General features: G+C 68.8%; 17 protein-coding genes and 1 pseudogene. 9 read left to right on the top strand and 9 right to left on the bottom strand.

Going from position 1 to position 18,858, the window contains the following annotated elements:
* Window positions 1-30: 30 nt before the first annotated feature.
* The gene (locus ABCR83_RS27275; protein ID WP_462697863.1) at window positions 31-462 is read right to left on the bottom strand and encodes an RICIN domain-containing protein; all 432 of its coding nucleotides are present in this window, start codon (window positions 460-462) and stop codon (window positions 31-33) included.
* 298 nt (window positions 463-760) lie between these two features.
* Here ABCR83_RS27275 and ABCR83_RS27270 point away from each other — a divergent pair, with 298 nt between their 5' ends.
* On the top strand, window positions 761-1,114 hold the full coding sequence (locus tag ABCR83_RS27270; protein ID WP_462697862.1) for a hypothetical protein: 354 nt from the start codon (window positions 761-763) through the stop codon (window positions 1,112-1,114).
* Window positions 1,115-1,124: 10 nt separating this feature from the next.
* On the opposite strand, the gene ABCR83_RS27265 is transcribed toward ABCR83_RS27270, so the two are convergent.
* Window positions 1,125-1,955, bottom strand: a complete 831-nt coding sequence (locus ABCR83_RS27265) for a DUF4232 domain-containing protein (RefSeq protein ID WP_462697861.1) — start codon at window positions 1,953-1,955, stop codon at window positions 1,125-1,127.
* A 163-nt stretch (window positions 1,956-2,118) separates the two neighbouring features.
* Here ABCR83_RS27265 and ABCR83_RS27260 point away from each other — a divergent pair, with 163 nt between their 5' ends.
* Together ABCR83_RS27260 and ABCR83_RS27255 are read left to right on the top strand one after the other, a co-directional pair.
* On the top strand, window positions 2,119-2,535 hold the full coding sequence (locus ABCR83_RS27260; protein WP_462697860.1) for a prevent-host-death protein: 417 nt from the start codon (window positions 2,119-2,121) through the stop codon (window positions 2,533-2,535).
* Window positions 2,532-2,957: a cytotoxic translational repressor of toxin-antitoxin stability system gene (locus tag ABCR83_RS27255; protein ID WP_462697859.1), complete on the top strand. Its 426-nt coding sequence runs from the start codon at window positions 2,532-2,534 to the stop codon at window positions 2,955-2,957. The genes ABCR83_RS27260 and ABCR83_RS27255 overlap by 4 nt, the downstream gene beginning before the upstream one ends.
* Window positions 2,958-3,014: 57 nt before the next feature.
* Here the strand turns inward: ABCR83_RS27255 and ABCR83_RS27250 are convergent, their stop codons facing one another.
* Window positions 3,015-3,521: an RICIN domain-containing protein gene (locus ABCR83_RS27250; RefSeq protein ID WP_462697858.1), complete on the bottom strand. Its 507-nt coding sequence runs from the start codon at window positions 3,519-3,521 to the stop codon at window positions 3,015-3,017.
* 364 nt (window positions 3,522-3,885) lie between these two features.
* Window positions 3,886-4,032, bottom strand: a pseudogene (locus ABCR83_RS27245) (IS701 family transposase); the annotation flags it as partial.
* A 250-nt stretch (window positions 4,033-4,282) separates the two neighbouring features.
* Here ABCR83_RS27245 and ABCR83_RS27240 point away from each other — a divergent pair.
* From ABCR83_RS27240 to ABCR83_RS27230, 3 genes are all read left to right on the top strand, one after another.
* Window positions 4,283-5,512: a helix-turn-helix domain-containing protein gene (locus tag ABCR83_RS27240; protein WP_462697857.1), complete on the top strand. Its 1,230-nt coding sequence runs from the start codon at window positions 4,283-4,285 to the stop codon at window positions 5,510-5,512.
* 62 nt (window positions 5,513-5,574) lie between these two features.
* On the top strand, window positions 5,575-5,811 hold the full coding sequence (locus ABCR83_RS27235) for a hypothetical protein (RefSeq protein ID WP_462697856.1): 237 nt from the start codon (window positions 5,575-5,577) through the stop codon (window positions 5,809-5,811).
* A gap of 406 nt (window positions 5,812-6,217) precedes the next feature.
* A complete protein-coding gene (locus ABCR83_RS27230) occupies window positions 6,218-8,083 on the top strand; it encodes an NHL domain-containing thioredoxin family protein (RefSeq protein WP_462697855.1) in 1,866 nt (621 codons plus the stop codon).
* Here ABCR83_RS27230 and ABCR83_RS27225 read toward each other — a convergent pair.
* The 3 genes from ABCR83_RS27225 to ABCR83_RS27215 all read right to left on the bottom strand — a co-directional run bounded on the left by ABCR83_RS27225 (window position 8,073) and on the right by ABCR83_RS27215 (window position 11,994).
* Window positions 8,073-8,690, bottom strand: a complete 618-nt coding sequence (locus ABCR83_RS27225; protein ID WP_462697854.1) for a DUF4232 domain-containing protein — start codon at window positions 8,688-8,690, stop codon at window positions 8,073-8,075. The two genes, ABCR83_RS27230 and ABCR83_RS27225, sit on opposite strands and share 11 nt — an antisense overlap.
* A gap of 72 nt (window positions 8,691-8,762) precedes the next feature.
* Window positions 8,763-10,052, bottom strand: a complete 1,290-nt coding sequence (locus ABCR83_RS27220; protein WP_462697853.1) for a M18 family aminopeptidase — start codon at window positions 10,050-10,052, stop codon at window positions 8,763-8,765.
* A 109-nt stretch (window positions 10,053-10,161) separates the two neighbouring features.
* Entirely contained in the window at window positions 10,162-11,994 is a 1,833-nt protein-coding gene (locus tag ABCR83_RS27215; RefSeq protein ID WP_462697852.1) for an acyl-CoA dehydrogenase, read from the bottom strand.
* Window positions 11,995-12,128: 134 nt separating this feature from the next.
* On the opposite strand from ABCR83_RS27215, the gene ABCR83_RS27210 reads away from it, so the two are divergent.
* Complete coding sequence (locus tag ABCR83_RS27210) at window positions 12,129-12,581, top strand: SseB family protein (protein ID WP_462697851.1); 453 nt, start codon at window positions 12,129-12,131, stop codon at window positions 12,579-12,581.
* A 9-nt stretch (window positions 12,582-12,590) separates the two neighbouring features.
* Here ABCR83_RS27210 and ABCR83_RS27205 read toward each other — a convergent pair whose 3' ends face one another.
* A complete protein-coding gene (locus tag ABCR83_RS27205; RefSeq protein ID WP_462697850.1) occupies window positions 12,591-13,532 on the bottom strand; it encodes a trypsin-like serine peptidase in 942 nt (313 codons plus the stop codon).
* A gap of 161 nt (window positions 13,533-13,693) precedes the next feature.
* Between ABCR83_RS27205 and ABCR83_RS27200 the strand changes: the two genes are divergently transcribed.
* A complete protein-coding gene (locus tag ABCR83_RS27200) occupies window positions 13,694-14,647 on the top strand; it encodes a pirin family protein (protein ID WP_462697849.1) in 954 nt (317 codons plus the stop codon).
* A 25-nt stretch (window positions 14,648-14,672) separates the two neighbouring features.
* Here the strand turns inward: ABCR83_RS27200 and ABCR83_RS27195 are convergent, their stop codons facing one another.
* Window positions 14,673-16,802 carry an ATP-binding SpoIIE family protein phosphatase gene (locus tag ABCR83_RS27195; RefSeq protein ID WP_462697848.1) on the bottom strand — a complete coding sequence of 710 codons (2,130 nt, stop codon included), beginning with the start codon at window positions 16,800-16,802 and terminating at the stop codon, window positions 14,673-14,675.
* Window positions 16,803-16,952: 150 nt separating this feature from the next.
* On the opposite strand from ABCR83_RS27195, the gene aspS reads away from it, so the two are divergent.
* On the top strand, window positions 16,953-18,731 hold the full coding sequence (gene aspS, locus ABCR83_RS27190; protein WP_462697847.1) for an aspartate--tRNA ligase: 1,779 nt from the start codon (window positions 16,953-16,955) through the stop codon (window positions 18,729-18,731).
* Window positions 18,732-18,858: the final 127 nt, after the last annotated feature.

The raw sequence follows: 18,858 nt of genomic DNA, 5'->3' as shown, positions 1-18,858 counted from the left end.
GCGCCGCCCTGCAGAGCTGCTTGCTCCCATTTACTCCCAGAACATTCCTATGTTCTTCGGGCTGCAAACACCGGTCATGACGATCGAGCTTTCGTACGTCGAGTTCAGGCAGCGGCCGGTGGCGACGTTCTTGAGCACCCAGCCGCCGTCCCATTTCTCCTCGGACCAACTCTGGTAGTTGTTGCCGATCTCGCACGGCGTGAGGTAAACGCTTCCCCATTTATTGCTGTCGAGGCACTGGGAGCCCCGGTACACGGCGCCCTCGTTCCAGTTCTTGTCCGACAGCTGGTTGTCGAACCACTTCGTGGCCCGGGATCCGCATTTCGCCAGGCTGATGCGCAGGTCGTCGCGCTCGTAGGACAGACACTTGCCGGTGTCCTTGTTCTTCCATTCGATATAGCCGTCGGCGGACGCCGGGCTCGCCACCGCGAGACCAATGGTCGGCACGACTGCTGCGGTCATGAGAAGGCTGAGAATTTTCGGCTTGTTCACGAGTGACCACCAGAAGTGAGAATCGCAAGTCGGACGCGCAGCATCCTGTCCCCTCAACTTCTGTTGAGGTCTACCCCTGATGACGGTGACTCAGGTCACGGCCGGACCCAGAGCTGTACCTGTGTCCAGGGCCGTACCTGGACGGCCGGTGTCCGCTACCGTCGTGTTCACCGCCACCGTCAAGCCCGGCCACCGGTGGCACAGCCGACCTGCCGGGGTCGGTCTGCTGCCGGTGAGGCCGTGGCCACACAGGGCAAGGAGGACCAGGATGGCTGACCCGGTGTGGAAGCGTGACCCCGAAGAGCACGACTTCCCGGCCGCATCCGACTATCTCGACCTGCTGATGCCGTCCGATGAAGTCGCCAAAGCCGTACAGCGGTTGAGGCATGCCAAGACGACCGTGAAGAAGGCCAAGGACATCCTCCGGGCCTCACAGTCACCTCTGTTGAGTCCGGACAACATTCATGTGCGTCGCGACCTCGACAAGGTCAACGCCGGGGAGAAGCTGTCGCCGGTACTGCTGGTCCGTGGCCAACCGCTCATCATCGCGGATGGATACCACAGGCTCTGCGCCATCCACTATCTGAGCGAAGACCTTGAAGTGCCCTGCCGATTGGCCTGAGTGCCTTGTGTCATCGCTTCGGGTCCTTCTCCCATGCGCTGACACCGAGCTTTCCCGTGGTGCCGAGATCGAGTTCCGGAGTCACCGTCACGGGCTGGGATCCGGGCTCAGTCCTGCCCCGGACGTAGGGGGCATTCACCGGAGCGTCGGTGCCGGTGGTGTTGCGCCACATCAGGCGGGCGGATCCGGTCTCGCCCGGCTTCAGGTCCACCGGCCGGGGCGGAGCGTCGAAGCCGGTCACTGTGGCGATACCACCGCTGCCGTGCAGGATCCTGATGCCGGAGACCGGCTTCCTGCCCTCGTCCAGAAGCTCGAGAAGCGGGTGGCCGTTGAGGTGGAAGGTGCGGGTTCCGCAGTTCTCCAGGCGCAGCCCCACGACCCGGAGCCCCATGGCGTCGTCGCCGTCGTCAGCCGTGATCCGGAGCCCGGACGGCGGGCAGGGGCCGGTGGCAGCCGGTGCCTCGTCCGAGGGGACGCGCCTGACCTTGGCGATCCGCACCCGCTTGGCGCCGTGCGCATCGGGCCCCGTGGCCTCCATGCGCACGGTGCGCCGCGCGGTTTGGCCGGGAGCCACGGACGACACCGTTTGCTTCTCGTGCGCCGACACCGCTCCGGAAGCGGATACGGCCTCGAAGGTGACCGTATACGTAAATGGCTTGGTCTCATGGTTGGTGACCGCGAACTCGACCGAGGCCGGGGACGGTCCGGCACCGGTGATCCTCACCCCGTCCTTCTCCTCACCGCCCGGCGAGTCGGCGCCCTGTGATCCGCACGCCGTCAGGAGCAGGGCGCTCGCCAGAACAGCGGGAAGGGCGGGAAGGGCACGGGTGGTGATACGCATCCGGCCATCCCACCACGGGTCGGAGTGGTGTGCCGCCGATCCGTCCGCTTCAGACGCCGATCAGCCGCACCCTCCTTCTGATGCGCGTACGCGATGTACGTGGTGTACTTGACGTACTTCTGCCCTGTTGTCACTCCGGGGCCGGAACCCATGGGAGGCACCTGTGTCCGCAGTGCACTACGAGAGCTACACCGAGGCGCGTGCGCATCTGAAAGACCTCCTGGACGCGGCCGGGGAGGGCCGGGTTGCCACCGTGCGCCGTGAAGCCGGGCGGGCAGCGATCGTGGATGTCGAGCGGTTGCGCCGGTACCTCGCGCTGGTGAGCGGCCCGAAGGCAGAGGTGGTCGCAGAGGCCGGCGGATGGTCGGTGTTCCTTCCCGGCCTGCCGCTTGCCGCCGATGGCACGACTTTCGACGAAGCAATAGCGGAAATGGTCGAAGCCCTGCGGGAATACGCCGAGGACTGGCAGGACAGGCTGCGGACCGCCCCCAACCATCAGGACAACTGGGGATTGGTGCAATTGATCGCCCTGAGCGATGACCAGCAGTTGCACGACTGGCTGGTGGGTGCGACGCGATGACCTGGCCCCAGCCGAACCGGGAGCACCACGACCGCTTCTGCCGGGTCGAGAGCTGGAAGCGGGCCCGTGACGCACGCGGACGCACCGGCACACATCACATCACCTATGAATTGGTGCTGCACGACGGACGGATCCTGCGGACCAGGATCTCGCACCCGGCGGACCGCACGGCCTATGGGGCCGCGATGTGGAGGCATATCCTGCGCGATCAGCTGGAGGTGGCCGAGGGGGCATTCTGGGCCTGCGTCCTGCACGGTCGGCTTCCGGACCGGGGGCGCCCCGAGCCTCCCCGGGAAACGCTGCCCGCCGACCTTGTCCATCTGCTGATTCACCGGGTCGGGGTCGCCGAGGAAACGATCGCCACGATGACCAAGGAAGAAGCGCTGGACAGGCTTCAGCGGTATTGGACCGACGGACCATAGGCGCGCCGGGGGCGGCACCGGTCTCGGTGCCGCCCCCGGGTCTTCCGGTGTGCCGGCTCAGCCGATCAGCGGCTGCCACTTCTGGTTGTCGGTGTTGTTGCAGACCGCGAGCGTCACCGGGGCCTGGCTGACGCCGCGGGTGTCGGTGATGCACTTGTTGGGGTACTTGGCGCTGCTGAACGGTGACCCGGTGCTGACGTTGTCGAATTCCCAGTACTGCGCCTTGACCGCCGAGTTACAGTTCTCCAGGACAACCGCACCGTTTTCCTTGGCGGTTGCGCACAGATTCTTTGACTTGTTCTTCAGCTGGTAGCCCGGAAAGCGGCCGGGCAGCATGTAGAAGTCCTGCGTACCGCTGGCGTCCGGGTTCCACACCTTGAGGTCGTTCGTTCCGAAGCCGTCGAGGTTGAGGTCGGTGGCGACATTCTGGAATGTGTACGCGATGTCCGACCGCAGCGCCGAGTGGTGACCGGCCGCCGTGGCGGTTCCCGCGGTCAGCAGGCCGCCGGCCACCAGCGCTGCCGTGGAAAACGCCACAACGGCCGCCGTTCTGATTTCTGCCATGTTTTTCCTCCCCTGATCTCACGCGCCGTGCATGACGAATCGGCGGTGATTCCTTTGTGAAGCCTTTGCTTCGAGAGAAACGTATGGATTCCCGGGAGCTGCCGGAAGGCAAAAACGGGTCAGTGCGCCTTTGCGTACGTTCCGACTTCAAGCAACTTCATTCCCATGGGCGCTGGTTGTCGTGCAAGCATGCAAAAATGCCATGCGGCGGTTGGCCGTAATTCACTGCAGAGCCGGTTGCCGAGCTGCGGGAACGCGTGCCCCGATCACCGGCGGACTCATGCGTTCCGGACAGCGGACCGGCACCGGCCCCGTGGCGCGTCGGCGTGATTGCCACCGGAAAATGCCTGGCCCGATCGGTCCGTCATACCGCCTTGTCTCCGGCGGCGAGGCGCCCGTATGCGTAGGCGGCGGAGACCAGGGTCATGTGGTGGTGCCAGCCGGGGAATGAGCGTCCTTCGAAGTCGTGCAGTCCGAAGTCCTCCTCCAGCGAGGCCACGGCTGCGGTGGTGCCGGAGGGCGTCGGCAAAGTCGACGCCATCTGGGCCCTGGTGTGGCACTTCGGCACCGATGGCAAGGTCGATCGTGTGGTGAACCTCAGTGGTGACCAGCACCAGATGGACGCCTTCGCCTGGGCCAACTTCAGCCTCGCGGCGCTGCCCGACCGCTTGGCCTGAGCCCGGCCCGCTCCCAGGCCGTCTGCCGCCCGCTCGTGCCCGCGTCCGTACCGTCTGACCTCGATCCGGCGTAGCTTCTGGCCCATGGCCACCGAGCAACTGGGCGACCGCATCGCACGATTGCGCCGCCTCGCCGATCTCACGCAAGAAGGACTGTCCGAACGTTCCAGCGTGTCCGTGGATGTGATCAGGAAGCTCGAACAACACCGGAAGCACAGCGCCCGATTGCCGACACTCCATGCCCTTGCCAAGGGACTTGGCGTAGAACTTACGGCCCTCCTTGGGGACCCACCCGGTGTCCCGTCGAGCGGGGACGCGGACCCACCCCAGTTGGTAGCTGTTCGGCGGGCAATCATGCCGCCTTTGTTCGCGCCTCCCATGGAACCGGAGGGCGCTGAACGGCTGTCTCCTGCCCTTCTGCGGGCCGAGCTCGCCGAGGGGTGGACCCTGTACCACTCGGCGGAGTTCGGTCGTCTCATGGACGTGCTGCCGGGCACCATCGCGGACGCCCGTCTGCTCGCTGCGGTGGGGAACGACGACCAGAGGGCGGCCGGCCAAGCCGTGCTGGGCAAGGCGCTGCAACTGGGCGGGCACCTGGCCATCCGTCTTGGCAAGACGGATCTCGCTCTCTCGGCCCTGGAGCGTGCTTACGCTGCTGCCGGGGATTCGTCGGACCCGTTGCTGGCTCCGATGGTGTCAAACTCCGTTGCCTGGGCCTACCAGCGGCAGGCCCGGTTGGAAGACGCTCGAAACCTTGCCGTACACGCTGCCGACAGCGTGGAGCAGGGGCACAAGGGGACAGCGGAAGGGATCCGGGTGTGGGGCGGCCTGCTGATGTCTGCGGCCACCTCGTACGCGCGAAGTGATGACTACGAGACTGCCAACGAGATGATGGTGACGGCGGAGGCAGCGGCGGGGCGTCTGGCTGCCCTCCCGCCCCCGGTGGACGGCAAGTTGGTATCCGTGTTCAGCCGGTCGTCGGTGCGCATTGAACGAGTCCGCCTCGCTGCTCAGCACGAGCGGCCGGAAGAGGCTTTGAAGCTGGCCAAGGACATGAGGCTGAGCAAGGACACTCCACCGTCCTGGCGGACGTGGCTGCTGCTGGACGTGGCGCGCGCTCACACGGACATAGGGGACGCCCCCGGGGCCGTAAAAGCGCTTGAGAGGCTTCGACGGGTAGCGCCAGGCTGGATACGGCACCACACATTGGCCGTGGCAATCGTCGGTGACTTGTGGTCCCTGCCGACCCGGCCACCCGGTCTGCGTAGGCTCGCCGAGTTCCTGGGGGTGGCCGACCCATCGGACACCCCCTAAGGCCGTCAGAGTAGGACGTTCCGTCCCTGTAACCCCGCGCTGCACAGCAGGACGATCGGGCCATGGCTGAACAACGGGTTTCACCCCCGAACGGCATGCTTGTTGTGGATGAGCGCTCTGACCGAGTGGGCGTCGTCATGGGCCATGAGGGCCCGAACCTTCAGCTCCGTCCGCCTCGCGGCGGGCGTGAGTGGGAGGCGCGGCCGAGTGTGGTGAGAGCGGTTACCGCCGAGGAACGGGAGACGGCAAGTGCCGCTGCCGACCAGGACAGTTGCACCGTCGGGGGTGAGCGCCTGTGAGCGCACACTCCCGCATGGTCACCCTGGGACCCGCCCCCGCTGCGGCTCACACGAGTGGTCCACCCATGTACCCGACACAGGATGAGTGCGGTATCTGCTGCCGGTACCGAAGCGCCATCAACGGTGCCGTGGGGCGTGCCCAGTGGGCCCGTGTACAGCGCTTCCAAGATGGTGCCGATGCCGCCCGGCGCGAAGCTGCCGACTACCGCAAGGGGTGGAACAAGCATCTCGCGCAGATCCCCCACAGAGCGGTGTGACGGCAGGTTCCAACGCCCACCCGGTCGCGAAGAGCGCCCGTAGCCCCGCCTGTGCGTTCCTTGCCCGAGACGTGCGGGCGGGGCCGTCCGCTCGATCCCGTCAGGCACCTGTGATCGTGCGTTCATCCTCGAGTGGCACCCTTGACCACATGAACGCTGCCTCCCCCGCTCCGCGCCGCCCCCGTGTCCGTGCCCCTGAGCTGATCGGCAAGGGAGGCTGGATCAACACTGGCGGGAAGGATCTGAAGCTCGCCGACTTCCGAGGTCGCATATTGATCTTGGATTTTTGGACCTTCTGCTGCGTCAACTGCCTGCATGTACTTGACGAGTTGCGCGAGCTCGAGGAGAAGCACCGCGACACCACCGTGATCGTCGGCGTCCATTCGCCGAAGTTTGTGCACGAGGCCGAGCACCAGGCCGTGGTGGACGCCGTGGAGCGCTACGAGGTGCACCATCCGGTGCTCGACGACCCCGAGCTCGCCACCTGGAAGCAGTACGCCGTCCGGGCCTGGCCCACGCTGGTCGTCATCGACCCGGAGGGCCACATCGTGGCCCAGCACGCGGGCGAGGGGCATGCGCACGCGCTGGAGGCGCTGATCACCGGGCTGGAGGCCGAGCACCAGGTGAAGGGGACCCTGCGGCGCGGATGGGGGTACCTCCCATGCCGTTCAGGCAATGGGGGAGGCCCGTATGTGGCGCCCGAGCCGGAGGCGACCGACCTGCGCTTCCCCGGGAAGGCGGTCGCCCTGCCATCCGGCACCTTCCTGGTCTCGGACACCACCCGGCACCAGCTGGTCGAGCTGGCCGCCGACGGGGAGACCGTCGTACGGCGCATCGGTACCGGTGAGCGCGGGTTCACGGACAGCCCGGCGCGGTTCAGCGAGCCGCAGGGGCTCGCGCTGCTCCCCGACGGGAGGGTCGTCGTCGCGGACACGGTCAACCACGCGCTGCGCGCATACGACCCGGAGGCCGGGGCCGTGGAGACGATCGCCGGCACCGGCCGCCAGTGGTGGCAGGGCGGTGCCGGCTCCGGCCCCGCCCGTGAGATCGACCTCTCCTCGCCCTGGGACGTGGCCTGGTTCGCGGACCGGCTCTGGATCGCCATGGCGGGCGTCCACCAGCTGTGGACCTACGACCCGGCCACCGGCACGGTCGCCGTCGCAGCCGGGACGACCAACGAGGGCCTGGTCGACGGGCCCGCCGCGGAGGCCTGGTTCGCCCAGCCCTCCGGGCTCGCCGCGACCGAGGACCGGCTGTGGATCGCCGACTCCGAGACATCCGCACTGCGCTGCCTGACCCGCGAGGGTGCGGGCTTCGCCGTCCGCACCGCCGTCGGAACCGGCCTGTTCGACTTCGGCCACCGGGACGGGGCCGCCCAACAGGCCTTGTTCCAGCACCCGTTGGGCGTCACCGCGCTGCCCGACGGCTCGGTGGCCGTCGCCGACACCTACAACCATGCGCTGCGCCGCTATGACCCGGCGACGGACGAGGTGACCACGCTGGCGACCGATCTGCGGGAGCCCTCCGGCGCCGTTCTCGCCGGGGAGGACATCGTGGTCGTCGAGTCCGCCCGGCACCGGCTGACCCGGCTGCGGCTGCCGGAGGAGGCCGTCAAGGTCCGGGCCGTGGCCCACCGCACCCGGCGGGAGGCGACCGAGGTCGCCCCCGGGCGGCTGCTGCTGGACGTGGTCTTCCAGGCCCCGGCGGGCCAGAAGCTGGACACAAGGTATGGGCCTTCGACCCGGTTGCTGGTGAGCTCCACCCCGCCGGAGCTCCTGGCGGAGGGCGCGGGCCAGGGCACCGACCTGAGCCGGGCGCTGGTCCTCGCGGACGGGGTGGGCGAGGGCGTGCTGCATGTCTCCGCCATGGCGGCGTCCTGCGACGACGACCAGTTGAACGAGTACCCGGCCTGCCATGTGCACCAGCAGGACTGGGGAGTTCCGGTGCGGGTCACCGGCGGCGGCGCGGACCGGCTGCCGCTGGTGCTCGCGGGTCTAAGCGGTGCTACCACTTGAGCGCGGCGGCCTCGCTCTCCTGCCAGTAGGTCGTCCGCGCCGAGTCGTCGACCTGCAGGCTTCCACCGGGCAGCGCCGCCTCGGCCTCGCCGCCCTCCACCTGGTCACCGCCGGCGACCTGGAAGGCGACGGACGCCTGCTTGGCCCCCCGCGCCTTGCCCCCGGATCCGTCCGCGGCCGTGGTCTGCACGCTCGCATAGGCCGACTTGCCCGCCGCCAGCCGCACGGCGCCCTTCGGCTTGCTGTCGTCGATCGCGCCCACCGTGGCCTGGTCCTGGTCGAAGCGGAGGAACGGGAAGCCGTAGGCGACGCATGCCTTCTTGGCGGTGGCCACCAGCAGCAGATGACGGTCGTGCGACGGCACGGCCCTGGTCTCGAACTTCACATCGGCGGGGGAACAGGCATCCCCCTTGCTGGCGCCCTTGTCGGCGCTGTCCTCGCCGTCGTCGCCCCCGTCGGCGCCGTCCGCCTGGGCGCTCGAGGCGGCGTCGTTCTTGTCCTTGGCGTCCTTGTCGTCCGAACCGCCGCCGCCACCGCAGGCGGTGAGGGTCAGGGCGGCCACGGCGGTGAGGGTGGCGGCGGCAGCACGCAGGGTGTGGGTGTTCATGGGTTCCCCCGGTGGGATGTCTGCGGTCGGTAGTACGCCAGGATCATCCCGCAGTCCGGGGGTACCGCCGCGTCAACCCTCCAGGAAGGCGGTCAACGCCGCGGCCAGCAGCCAGGGATCGTCCGCACCGCACAGCTCGCGCGCGGAATGCATGGACAGCAGTGCGACGCCGATGTCCACCGTGGTGATGCCGTGCCGGGCGGCCGTGATGGGGCCGATGGTGGTGCCGCAGGGCACGGAGTTGTTGGACACGAAGTGCTGGACGGGCACCCCGGCGCGCTCACAGGCGGCGGTGAAGACGGCTCGTCCGACACCGTCGGTGGCGTACCGCTGGTTGACGTTGGTCTTCAGCAGCGGACCGCCGTTGGGCAGCGGGTGGTGGCCAGGGTCGTGCCGGTCCGCGTAGTTGGGGTGCACGGCGTGGCCGGTGTCGGAGGACAGGCAGACGGTGCCGGCCAGGGCCCGGGCCTTGTCCTCGTAGCCGCCCCCGCGGGCGAACACCGAGCGCTCCAGGACATTGCCCAGCAGCGGGCCCTCGGCGCCGGTGTCGGACTGGCTGCCGTTCTCCTCGTGGTCGAACGCGGCGAGCACCGGAATGTACGGCAGTTGTTCGCCGGTGACCGCGGTGGTGAGCGCGGCCACTCCGGCGTGCACGGACAGCAGGTTGTCCATCCGCGGCCCCGCCACCAGCTCGCGGTCCCGGCCCAGGTAGGCGGGGGCCTCGACGCTGTGCACCATCAGGTCCCAGCCGCTGATCTCCTCGGCGGCGACCTCGGCCTCCTCGGCGACACAGCGGATCAGGTCGCCCTCCTGGACCGTGCCCAGGCCCCAAATCGGCGTCATATGGCGCTGCTTGTCGAGCTTCAGCCCGTCGTTGACGCCCCGGTCGAGATGGATGGCGAGCTGGGGCACGCGCAGCAGCGGCCGGTCGATGTTGACCAGCCGGTCGCTGCCGTCGCGGAGCGTGAGCCGTCCGGAGAGACCGAGGTCACGGTCGAGCCAGGTGTTGAGCAGGGTGCCGCCGTAGATCTCCACGGCGACCTGCCGCCAGCCCCGCGAGCCGGTGTCGGGCAGCGGCTTGACGCGCAGATTGGGGGAGTCGGTGTGCGCACCGACGACCCGGAACGGGGTGGCCGCGGTCACTCCCTCGGGCACGTACCAGGCGATGATGGCACCGCCGCGCACCACATACCTGCCTCCGGTCGTGCCGTCCCAGGGGTCGGTCTCCGCGAGCTGCCGGAACCCTGCCTTCTCCAGCCGTTCGGCGGCGTTGGCCACCGCGTGGTAGGGCGAGGGGCTCGCCGCGAGGAAGGACATCATGTCGTCGGTGTGGCCGCGGTCGAAGCGGTGCGCAGAGCTCATGGCCTCCAGGATAGGCACCGCGGCAAGCGGCGGGCGGGGCCCGGGCCCGTGTGACGTGCAAGGGCCTGCTCTCCCCTCGGAGCAGGCCCTTGCACGGACGAGAGACGCCTCAGAAGGACGCCTCGTCCAGCTCCATCAGCGACTGGTCCACCGACTCGGCGAGAGCACGCTCGGTGGCGACACCCGGCAGCACATGGTGGGCGAAGAACTTCGCCGCCGCGATCTTGCCCTGGTAGAAGGACTTGTCCTTGGCGGAGGCCGAGGGCAGCTTGTCGGCGGCCACCGCCGCGCCCTTGAGCAGCAGATAGCCGACGACCACATCGCCCGAAGCCATCAGCAGGCGGGTGGTGTTGAGGCCGACCTTGTAGATGGACTTGACGTCCTGTTCGGTGGCGGCGAGGTCGGTCAGCATGGCGCCGACGATGCCCTCCAGGTCCACCGCGGCCTTGGCCAGCTCATCGCGGGCGGCGGTGAGTTCCTCGCCGCCGGGGGCCTCGGCGAGGAACTTCTTGATCTCCTCGGAGAGGGTGGTCAGGGCCCGGCCCTGGTCGCGGACGATCTTGCGGAAGAAGAAGTCCTGGCCCTGGATCGCGGTGGTGCCCTCATAGAGGGTGTCGATCTTCGCGTCCCGGATGTACTGCTCGATGGGGTACTCCTGCAGGTAGCCGGAGCCGCCGAAGGTCTGCAGGGACTGGGCGAGTTGCTCGTAGGACTTCTCGGAGCCATAGCCCTTGACGATGGGCAGCAGCAGGTCGTTGAGGCCGTGCAGTTTGGCGGCCGTGTCGTCGTCGCCGGCCGCTTCCTTGGCCAGGATCTCGTCCTGGACGGTGGCGGTGTAGAGGACGAGGGAGCGCATGCCCTCCGCGTAGGCCTTCTGCGTCATCAGCGAGCGGCGTACGTCGGGGTGGTGGGTGATGGTGACCTTGGGGGCCTTTTTGTCGGTGAAGTTGGCCAGGTCCGGGCCCTGCACCCGCTCCTTGGCGTACTCGAGGGCGTTGAGGTAGCCGGTGGAGAGGGTGGCGATGGCCTTGGTGCCGACCATCATCCGGGCGAACTCGATGATCATGAACATCTGGCGGATGCCGTCGTGCTTCTCGCCGATCAGCCAGCCCTTGGCGGGGTGCTTGTCGCCGAAGGTCATCTCACAGGTGTTGGAGGCCTTCAGGCCCATCTTGTGCTCGACATTGGTGGCATAGACGCCATTGCGGGCGCCCAGTTCACCGGTCTCGAAGTCGAACTCGTACTTGGGCACGAGGAAGAGCGACAGGCCCTTGGTGCCCGGGCCGTGCCCCTCGGGGCGGGCGAGCACATAGTGCAGGATGTTCTCGCTCATGTCGTGCTCGCCCGAGGTGATGAAGCGCTTCACACCCTCGATGTGCCAGGAGCCGTCCGCCTGCTGAACGGCCTTGGTGCGCCCGGCGCCCACGTCCGAACCGGCGTCCGGCTCGGTCAGTACCATGGTCGAGCCCCACTGCTTCTCCACCGCCACCTTGGCGATGTGCTTCTGCTGCTCGGTGCCCTCGGCGTGGAGCACACCCGCGAAGGCGGGGCCCGAAGAGTACATCCACACGGCCGGGTTGGCGCCCAGGATGGTCTCCGCGTAGGCCCAGAGCAGCGAGCGCGGCACGGTGGTGCCGCCGATGCCCTCCGGAATGCCCAGCCGCCACCACTCGGCGTCCATGTAGGCCTGGTAGCTCTTCTTGAACGACTCCGGAACCGGCGCGGTGTTGGTCTCCGGGTCGAACACCGGCGGGTTGCGGTCGGCGTCCACATACGACGCGGCCAGCTCGTTCTCCGAGAGGCGGGCGATCTCCGACAGCACGCTCTTGGCGGTCTCGACATCCATCTCCGCGAACGGGCCGGTGCCGTACAGCTTGTCGCGACCGAGCACCTCGAAGAGGTTGAACTCGATGTCGCGGAGATTCGACTTGTAGTGGCCCATGACTTCGGCTCCGTAAGGGGGTGACGAGAGGGGCAAGCCTCTGTGCGTACCAGTCAGTAAGCTGCATGATGCTACCCACCGGTAATAAGACGCAACCCCTGTTCGGCCAACTGTGACTGGTTACGCTTTGGTCCATGTACGGCTACGACCAGAACGTGGGACAACAGGGCTATGTGCCGCAGCAGCAGCCCGGCGGCTATGCGGAGCAGCCGCTCTACCCCGAGCCGTCGCCACCGTCGCTGGCCGATGCGGTACGGGCCTTCACCACCGGATCGATGTCCCCCGAGGACTTCCAGGTGATCTTCGCCAACTCCAAGGTCTACTGCCCGCGCGGGGAGAACCCGGGCTTCCTGGCGCTGCACAACACCCAGCAGCCGGTGATCCCGATGTTCACCTCGCTCAAGGAGCTGCGCAGGTATGCGGGCAAGGAGTCCAAGTACTTCGTGATCACCGGGGCCGAGGTGATCGACCTGCTGCCGACCGGCTATGGCTTCGTCCTCGACATGGAGGGCGACCACCGGATGGTCTTCGACGCCAAGGCCGTCGAGCAGATGGTCGACTTCGCGATGCGCCGGATGTATGGCTGAGCGGTCTGCTCAGGTCGTCGCTCGTTTGTAGAGCGCCTGCACCGCGTCGCCGAAGTACGAGCTGTACGAGGTCTCGTCGTCGCCGCCCTCGTCCTTGCCGCCCAGCACGCCGTTGACCGTGCCCAGCCCGGTGGCCGGGTCGACGTCGGTGAGGACCGGGCTGCCGCTGGTGCCACTGGGCAGGCCCTGGCAGTCGAACTGCAGCTGGGTGGCGCTGAAGGCCTTGGTGGTGTTCTGGCAGCCGACCGGCGTCTCGCTGTCGCTGGGGTAGCCCAGCACCCGGGCCGGCCGGCCCGGCTCGGGGCCGAAGCGGATCCGCTCGGCGCCCGTCACCTTCTCGACCGGGACGTCCGCGCCCGCCTTGCGCACCCGGATGAAGGCCACGTCATGGTCCTCGTCGCGGTCCTGGATCCACTCCGGGGCGATGTCGACGGCCGTCGGGACCCACACCCCGTAGGGCGCCACCCCGTCGTGATAGCCGGGGGCGAAGGCCAGGTCGGTGCGGAAGCCGTCCTGGTAGACGCAGTGCGCGGCGGTGACCAGCAGATCGCCCTTGGGGCTGTGCACCACGCTCGCGGTGCAGCCGTGGGCCGGCTCGTCCAGGCTGGTGTAGAACAGTGCCCCGATCGCGGGGGAGGTGGACATGCCCCTCGCCTCCAGCGGCTTGGAGGGGGGCAGCGCATCGGTGCGGGCGGAGCGGTCCGCCGGGCGCGGATCCGCCGACCGCGGCGGGGCCTGGGGATGGCGCACCGCGGAGCGCATCGCCTCGGCGGCTCTGTCGCCCAGGTCGCCGGGCTCCTGGTAGTGGCCGGAGGGCTCGCCCTGCGCGAGGGGCTCGTCCGTGGCCGCGCCTCTGGTGGCCACCAGCAGTCCGACTACGGCCAGGGCCACCAGGGCGGCGACGAGGGCGGTGAGGCCGGCCGGACCGGGGCCGCTGACTTTCAGGCGCATTGATCAAGTGTCCAGCATCGGCAGGGGTACCGGAAACGCCCTGGCGGGAGCCGCTTCGAAGGGCGGAAACGCGGGCGGAAACGCTGGCGGGAATGCGGGCGCCCTTGCGGGTTGTTCATCCTTCAACTAAATTGACAGCAGAACAACCCGAGGAGGCCGACATGCCTGCAGTGACCGTCGAGAACCCGCTGACCCTGCCTCGCGTCGCCGCTCCGGCGGATGCCCGGCAGCGGCCGGTGCTGCACGTCGCCACCGCCCCGAGCGGATACGAGGGCGAGGGCTTCCCCGTCCGCCGTGCCTTCGCGGGGATCAACTACCGGTACCTCGACCCGTTCATCATGATGGACCAGATGGGCGAGGTGGAATACGCGCCCGGTGAGGCCAAGGGAACCCCCTGGCACCCGCACCGCGGCTTCGAGACCGTCACCTACATGATCGACGGGATCATGAACCACCAGGACTCGCACGGCGGTGGCGGCACCATCTCCGACGGCGACACCCAGTGGATGACGGCCGGCTCCGGTCTGCTGCACATCGAGGCGCCGCCGGAGGCGCTGGTCGTCAGCGGCGGCCTCTTCCACGGCCTGCAGCTGTGGGTGAACCTGCCGAAGAAGGACAAGATGATGGCCCCCCGCTATCAGGACATCGGCGGCGGCAAGGTCACCCTGCTGACGTCCTCGGACGGCGGTGCGCTGCTGCGGCTGATCGCGGGCGAGCTCGCCGGGCACCGCGGCCCGGGGGCCACCCACACCCCGATCACGATGCTGCATGTGTCGCTCACCCCCGGCGCGGAGCTGACGCTGCCCTGGCAGCCCGACTTCAACGCCCTCGCCTACGCCCTGTCCGGGCGGGGCACGGCGGGCCCGGAGGGACGGCCGTTCCGGACGGGCCAGTCCGTGGTCTTCGGCAACGGGGACTCGCTCACCGTCCGGGCGGACGCTGCGCAGGAGTCGCGCAGCCCCGACTTCGAGTTCGTGCTGCTGGGCGGGCAGCCGATCAGGGAGCCGATGCAGCACTACGGGCCGTTTGTGATGAACACCCACGCCGAGCTCGCGCAGGCCTTTGAGGACTTCCAGGCGGGCCGGCTGGGCACGGTCCCCGCCGACGCGGTGTGAGCCGCCCCGTGGAAACCAGTGGCAACTAGGTGATCGACTCCAGGTCGGCGTGCAGCGGCGAGGCCGCCTCATAGAGCTCGAACCAGATGTTCTTGCCCTCGCCCTGAGGCTCCACCCCCCACGCCCCGGCGAGCAGTTCCATCAGCACCAGACCGCGCCCGGAGGAGGCCATCTCCCCCGGGTGCCGCCGGTGCGGCAGCTCATCGCTGGCGTCCGCGACATCGACCCGGACGCGGCGATTGCCGGGCGCCCCGGATATCGAGGCCATCAGCAGCGCGTCGCCGTCCGTGTGGACCAGCACATTGGTGACCATCTCGGAGACCATCAGCACCGCCGAGTCCACCTGGTCCCCGTCCGGCCAGTCGTGCATCAGCTCGCGCACCTGCTGCCGCGCCTCCGCGAGGCGCTCCGGCTCGGCCTGGGCGATGCTCAGCACCGTCCGCCGTGGCGGCGCCGGCAGGCCGGCGGCGGGCGTGACCGGCGGCTCCCGGTGCAGCAGCAGCACGGCGATGTCGTCCTCCCGCCGGTCCGCCAGCGGCCCGGTGGTGTAGTGCGAGGAGGGGCCGTGCACCCCCTGGACCAGCGCGTCCGCGAGCCGCTCCAGGCCGTCCTCGGCCTCCTGCAGCGGGTGACCCTCGATGATCTCGCGCAGCCGGCTCCAGCCGGTCTCCAGGTCATGGCCGCCGGTCTCGATCAGCCCGTCCGTGCAGACCATCATCGTCTCGCCGGGCTCCAGAACGATCCGGGTGGTCGGGTAGTCGGTGTCCGGATCGATGCCCAGCGGCAGCCCGCCCGCCGTGGACCGTACGAGCATGGTGCCGTCGCTCAGCCGGATCGCCGGGTCGGGGTGGCCCGCCCGGGCGATCACCAGCAGCCCGGTGGCGGGGTCCACCTCGATATAGAGACAGGTGGCGAAGCGCGGATCCGCATCCTCCGGCCGGGTGCCGTTGATCCCCGCCAGAAAGCGCGAGGCGCGGGAGAGCACGGCGTCCGGGTGGTGGCCCTCCGAGGCATACGCGCGCAGCGCGATCCGCAGCTGCCCCATCAGCCCGGCGGCCCGTACGTCATGCCCCTGGACGTCCCCGATGACCAGGGCGCTCTTGCCGGTGGGCAGCGGGATCATGTCGTACCAGTCGCCGCCCACCTGCAGCCCGCCGCCGGTCGGCACATAGCGCGCGGCCACCGACATCCCGGGGATGTCCGGCTGCACGGTCGGCATCATCGAGCGCTGCAGGCCGACCGACAGCTCCTTCTCCGCCTCGTGGTCACTGGCCCGGCTGAGCGCCTGGGCGAGCATCCGGGCGACCGTGGTGAGCACCGAGCGCTCATCGGGGGTGAAGCTCACCGGGACGCTGAACCCGGCCATCCAGGCGCCGATCCGCTGGCCCGCGTTGATCAGTGGCAGGAACGCCCAGGACTGCCGCCGGAACCGGGCGATCAGCGCCCAGACCTCCGGGAAGCGGCGCTCATAGTCCGCGGGGGAGGGGATGTAGATCGCCCGGCCGGTGCGGATCACCTCGGCGGCGGGATGGCGGGAGTCCAGCGGTATGTCGAGGAACGCTTCCAGGTCGTCCGGGCCGTAGCCATGCTGGCCGATCATCGTCATCCGGCCGGCCTCGGCCCCGTAGACCGCCAGCGCCGACGGCTCGAACCCCGGCATCGACAGGCCCGCCGCCACCCGCAGCACCTCGGAGGTCGACCGCGCCTCGGCCAGCGCCCGGCCCGCGTCCAGCAGAAAGGCCTCGCGGTTGCGCCGCCAGTCGCCGGTGACGGTGGACGGACGCGCGGGAGCGGTGCCCTGCTGCGGCTGGGGAACCTCCTCCAGGATCCCCACCAGCACATAGCCCTCGGGGCCCCCGCTCACCGGCTTGGTCCGGCTGCGTACGGTCCGCAGTACCCGCCCCGCCTCGTCGACCACCCGCAGCCGGGCCTCGGCAAGCGTGCCCTCGGCCACCGCGAGGCTGATGACGCCCTGGATCTCCACCCAGTCGACGGCGTGGAAGCGGGCCCTGGCGGCCGACTCGGTCAGCTCCACGCGCTTCGCGGGCAGGCCCATCAGCCGCGCCGCCTCGGCGTCGAAGGTGACGATTCCCGAGGTGTTGTCCCAGTGCCACAGCCCGGTCGCGACGGCGGCCAGTACGTCCTCGGTGCGCATTGCCCTACTTTATGCAGGTCTGTGCAGTGCAGACCACCGAAGGCGGACGTGGCAGTACCCTTGCCCAGTGCTGTATGCACGCTAACCCAGTGCGGCGAGCCAGCGCAGCGCCCCCTCGATCAACGCCTTCGACCACGACTTGGATGAACGATGCATCGTTACCGGTCCCACACCTGCGGCGAGCTCCGTGCGGCTGACGTCGACACCGACGTGCGACTGAGTGGCTGGCTGCACAATCGGCGCGACCTGGGCGGCATCCTCTTCATCGATCTCCGTGACCACCACGGCCTGGTCCAGCTGGTCGCCCGCCCCGGCACCCCCGCCAACGAGGCGCTGAGCCACCTCACCAAGGAGACCGTCGTCCGGGTCGACGGCAAGGTCATGAACCGCGGCGCCGAGAACGTCAACCCCGACCTGCCCACCGGCGAGATCGAGGTCGAGGTCACCGAGGTGGAGGTGCTGGGCGCCGCCGAGCAGATCCCCTTCACCATCAACGCCGAGGACGGGGTGAACGAGGAACGCCGCCTGGAGTACCGCTTCCTCGACCTGCGCCGCGAGCGCATGCACCGCAACATCATGCTGCGCACCCAGGTCATCCGCGCGATGCGCGAGAAGATGACCGCCCTCGGCTTCAACGAGCTGGCCACTCCGATCCTGTCCGCCACCTCCCCCGAGGGCGCACGCGACTTCCTGGTGCCCTCCCGGCTGCACGCCGGCAAGTTCTATGCCCTGCCGCAGGCCCCGCAGCAGTTCAAGCAGCTGCTGATGATCGCGGGCTTTGACCGCTACTTCCAGATCGCGCCCTGCTTCCGCGACGAGGACGCCCGCGCCGACCGCTCGCCGGGCGAGTTCTACCAGCTCGACATGGAGATGTCCTTCGTCGAGCAGGAGGACGTCTTCCAGGTGATCGAGAAGGTCATGACCGACCTCTTCGAGGAGTTCGGCAACGGCCGCCATGTCACCTCCCCGTTCCCGCGCATCCCGTTCCGCGAGGCGATGCTCAAGTACGGCTCCGACAAGCCGGACCTGCGCGCCAAGCTCGAACTGGTCGATGTTTCGGCCGTGTTCGCGGACAGCGGCTTCAAGGCCTTCGCGGGCAAGCACGTCCGCGCGCTGGCCGTGCCGGACACCGCCGGGCAGTCCCGCAAGTTCTTCGACGGCCTCGGCGAGTACGCGGTCGAGCAGGGCGCCAAGGGCCTGGCCTGGGTCCGTGTCGTCGGCGAAGGCGAAGAAATCACAGAACTCTCCGGCCCGATCGCCAAGTTCCTCACCGAGGAGGACGTCAAGGCGCTCACCGAGGCCCTGGACCTGGCCCCCGGCCATGCCATCTTCTTCGGCGCCGGCGAGTTCGACGAGGTCTCCAGGATCATGGGCGCGGTCCGCGTCGAGGCCGCCAAGCGAGCCGGCCACTTCGAGGAGAACGTCTTCCGCTTCTGCTGGATCGTCGACTTCCCGATGTTTGAGAAGAACGAGGACACCGGGCAGATCGAGTTCTCCCACAACCCGTTCTCCATGCCCCAGGGCGGCCTCGAGGCCCTCAACACCATGGACCCGCTGGACATCCTCGCCTGGCAGTACGACATCGTCTGCAACGGCACCGAGCTGTCCTCCGGCGCCATCCGGAACCATGAGCCGGACGTCATGTACAAGGCGTTCGAGATCGCCGGTTACTCGAACGAAGAGGTCGAGCACGAGTTCGGCGGCATGCTCCGGGCGTTCAAGTTCGGCGCCCCGCCGCACGGCGGCATCGCCCCGGGCGTGGACCGCATCGTGATGCTCCTCGCCGATGAGCCCAACATCCGCGAGACCATCGCCTTCCCGCTCAACGGCAACGCCCAGGACCTGCTGATGGGCGCCCCCAGCGAGGTCGACGAGGCGCGGCTCAAGGAGCTGCACCTCTCGCTGCGGAAGCCGCCCGCGGTCAAGTAGGCCGCCCGCGGTCAAGCAGTACGCCCGCGGTCAAGCAGTACGCAGCGCAGTCTTAAAGGGCCCGGCGCCGATGGACCCTGTTGGTTAATCCGGGCCCATGCGTGACGTCGGTTCCCAAGACCTGGTT

The organism is Streptomyces xingningensis (assembly GCF_054957865.1).
Note: the sequence above shows the minus strand (reverse complement) of the source record. Positions and strands in the feature narration are given on the sequence as shown.

Excerpts from the sequence above, each read along its gene's own strand:
- ABCR83_RS27275 (WP_462697863.1), bottom strand. The coding sequence starts at position 462 with ATGACCGCAGCAGTCGTGCCGACCATTGGTCTCGCGGTGGCGAGCCCG.
- ABCR83_RS27270 (WP_462697862.1), top strand. The coding sequence starts at position 761 with ATGGCTGACCCGGTGTGGAAGCGTGACCCCGAAGAGCACGACTTCCCG.
- ABCR83_RS27265 (WP_462697861.1), bottom strand. The coding sequence starts at position 1,955 with ATGCGTATCACCACCCGTGCCCTTCCCGCCCTTCCCGCTGTTCTGGCG.
- ABCR83_RS27255 (WP_462697859.1), top strand. The coding sequence starts at position 2,532 with ATGACCTGGCCCCAGCCGAACCGGGAGCACCACGACCGCTTCTGCCGG.
- ABCR83_RS27250 (WP_462697858.1), bottom strand. The coding sequence starts at position 3,521 with ATGGCAGAAATCAGAACGGCGGCCGTTGTGGCGTTTTCCACGGCAGCG.
- ABCR83_RS27240 (WP_462697857.1), top strand. The coding sequence starts at position 4,283 with ATGGCCACCGAGCAACTGGGCGACCGCATCGCACGATTGCGCCGCCTC.
- ABCR83_RS27235 (WP_462697856.1), top strand. The coding sequence starts at position 5,575 with ATGGCTGAACAACGGGTTTCACCCCCGAACGGCATGCTTGTTGTGGAT.
- ABCR83_RS27230 (WP_462697855.1), top strand. The coding sequence starts at position 6,218 with ATGAACGCTGCCTCCCCCGCTCCGCGCCGCCCCCGTGTCCGTGCCCCT.
- ABCR83_RS27225 (WP_462697854.1), bottom strand. The coding sequence starts at position 8,690 with ATGAACACCCACACCCTGCGTGCTGCCGCCGCCACCCTCACCGCCGTG.
- ABCR83_RS27220 (WP_462697853.1), bottom strand. The coding sequence starts at position 10,052 with ATGAGCTCTGCGCACCGCTTCGACCGCGGCCACACCGACGACATGATG.
- ABCR83_RS27215 (WP_462697852.1), bottom strand. The coding sequence starts at position 11,994 with ATGGGCCACTACAAGTCGAATCTCCGCGACATCGAGTTCAACCTCTTC.
- ABCR83_RS27210 (WP_462697851.1), top strand. The coding sequence starts at position 12,129 with ATGTACGGCTACGACCAGAACGTGGGACAACAGGGCTATGTGCCGCAG.
- ABCR83_RS27205 (WP_462697850.1), bottom strand. The coding sequence starts at position 13,532 with ATGCGCCTGAAAGTCAGCGGCCCCGGTCCGGCCGGCCTCACCGCCCTC.
- ABCR83_RS27200 (WP_462697849.1), top strand. The coding sequence starts at position 13,694 with ATGCCTGCAGTGACCGTCGAGAACCCGCTGACCCTGCCTCGCGTCGCC.
- ABCR83_RS27195 (WP_462697848.1), bottom strand. The coding sequence starts at position 16,802 with ATGCGCACCGAGGACGTACTGGCCGCCGTCGCGACCGGGCTGTGGCAC.
- aspS (WP_462697847.1), top strand. The coding sequence starts at position 16,953 with ATGCATCGTTACCGGTCCCACACCTGCGGCGAGCTCCGTGCGGCTGAC.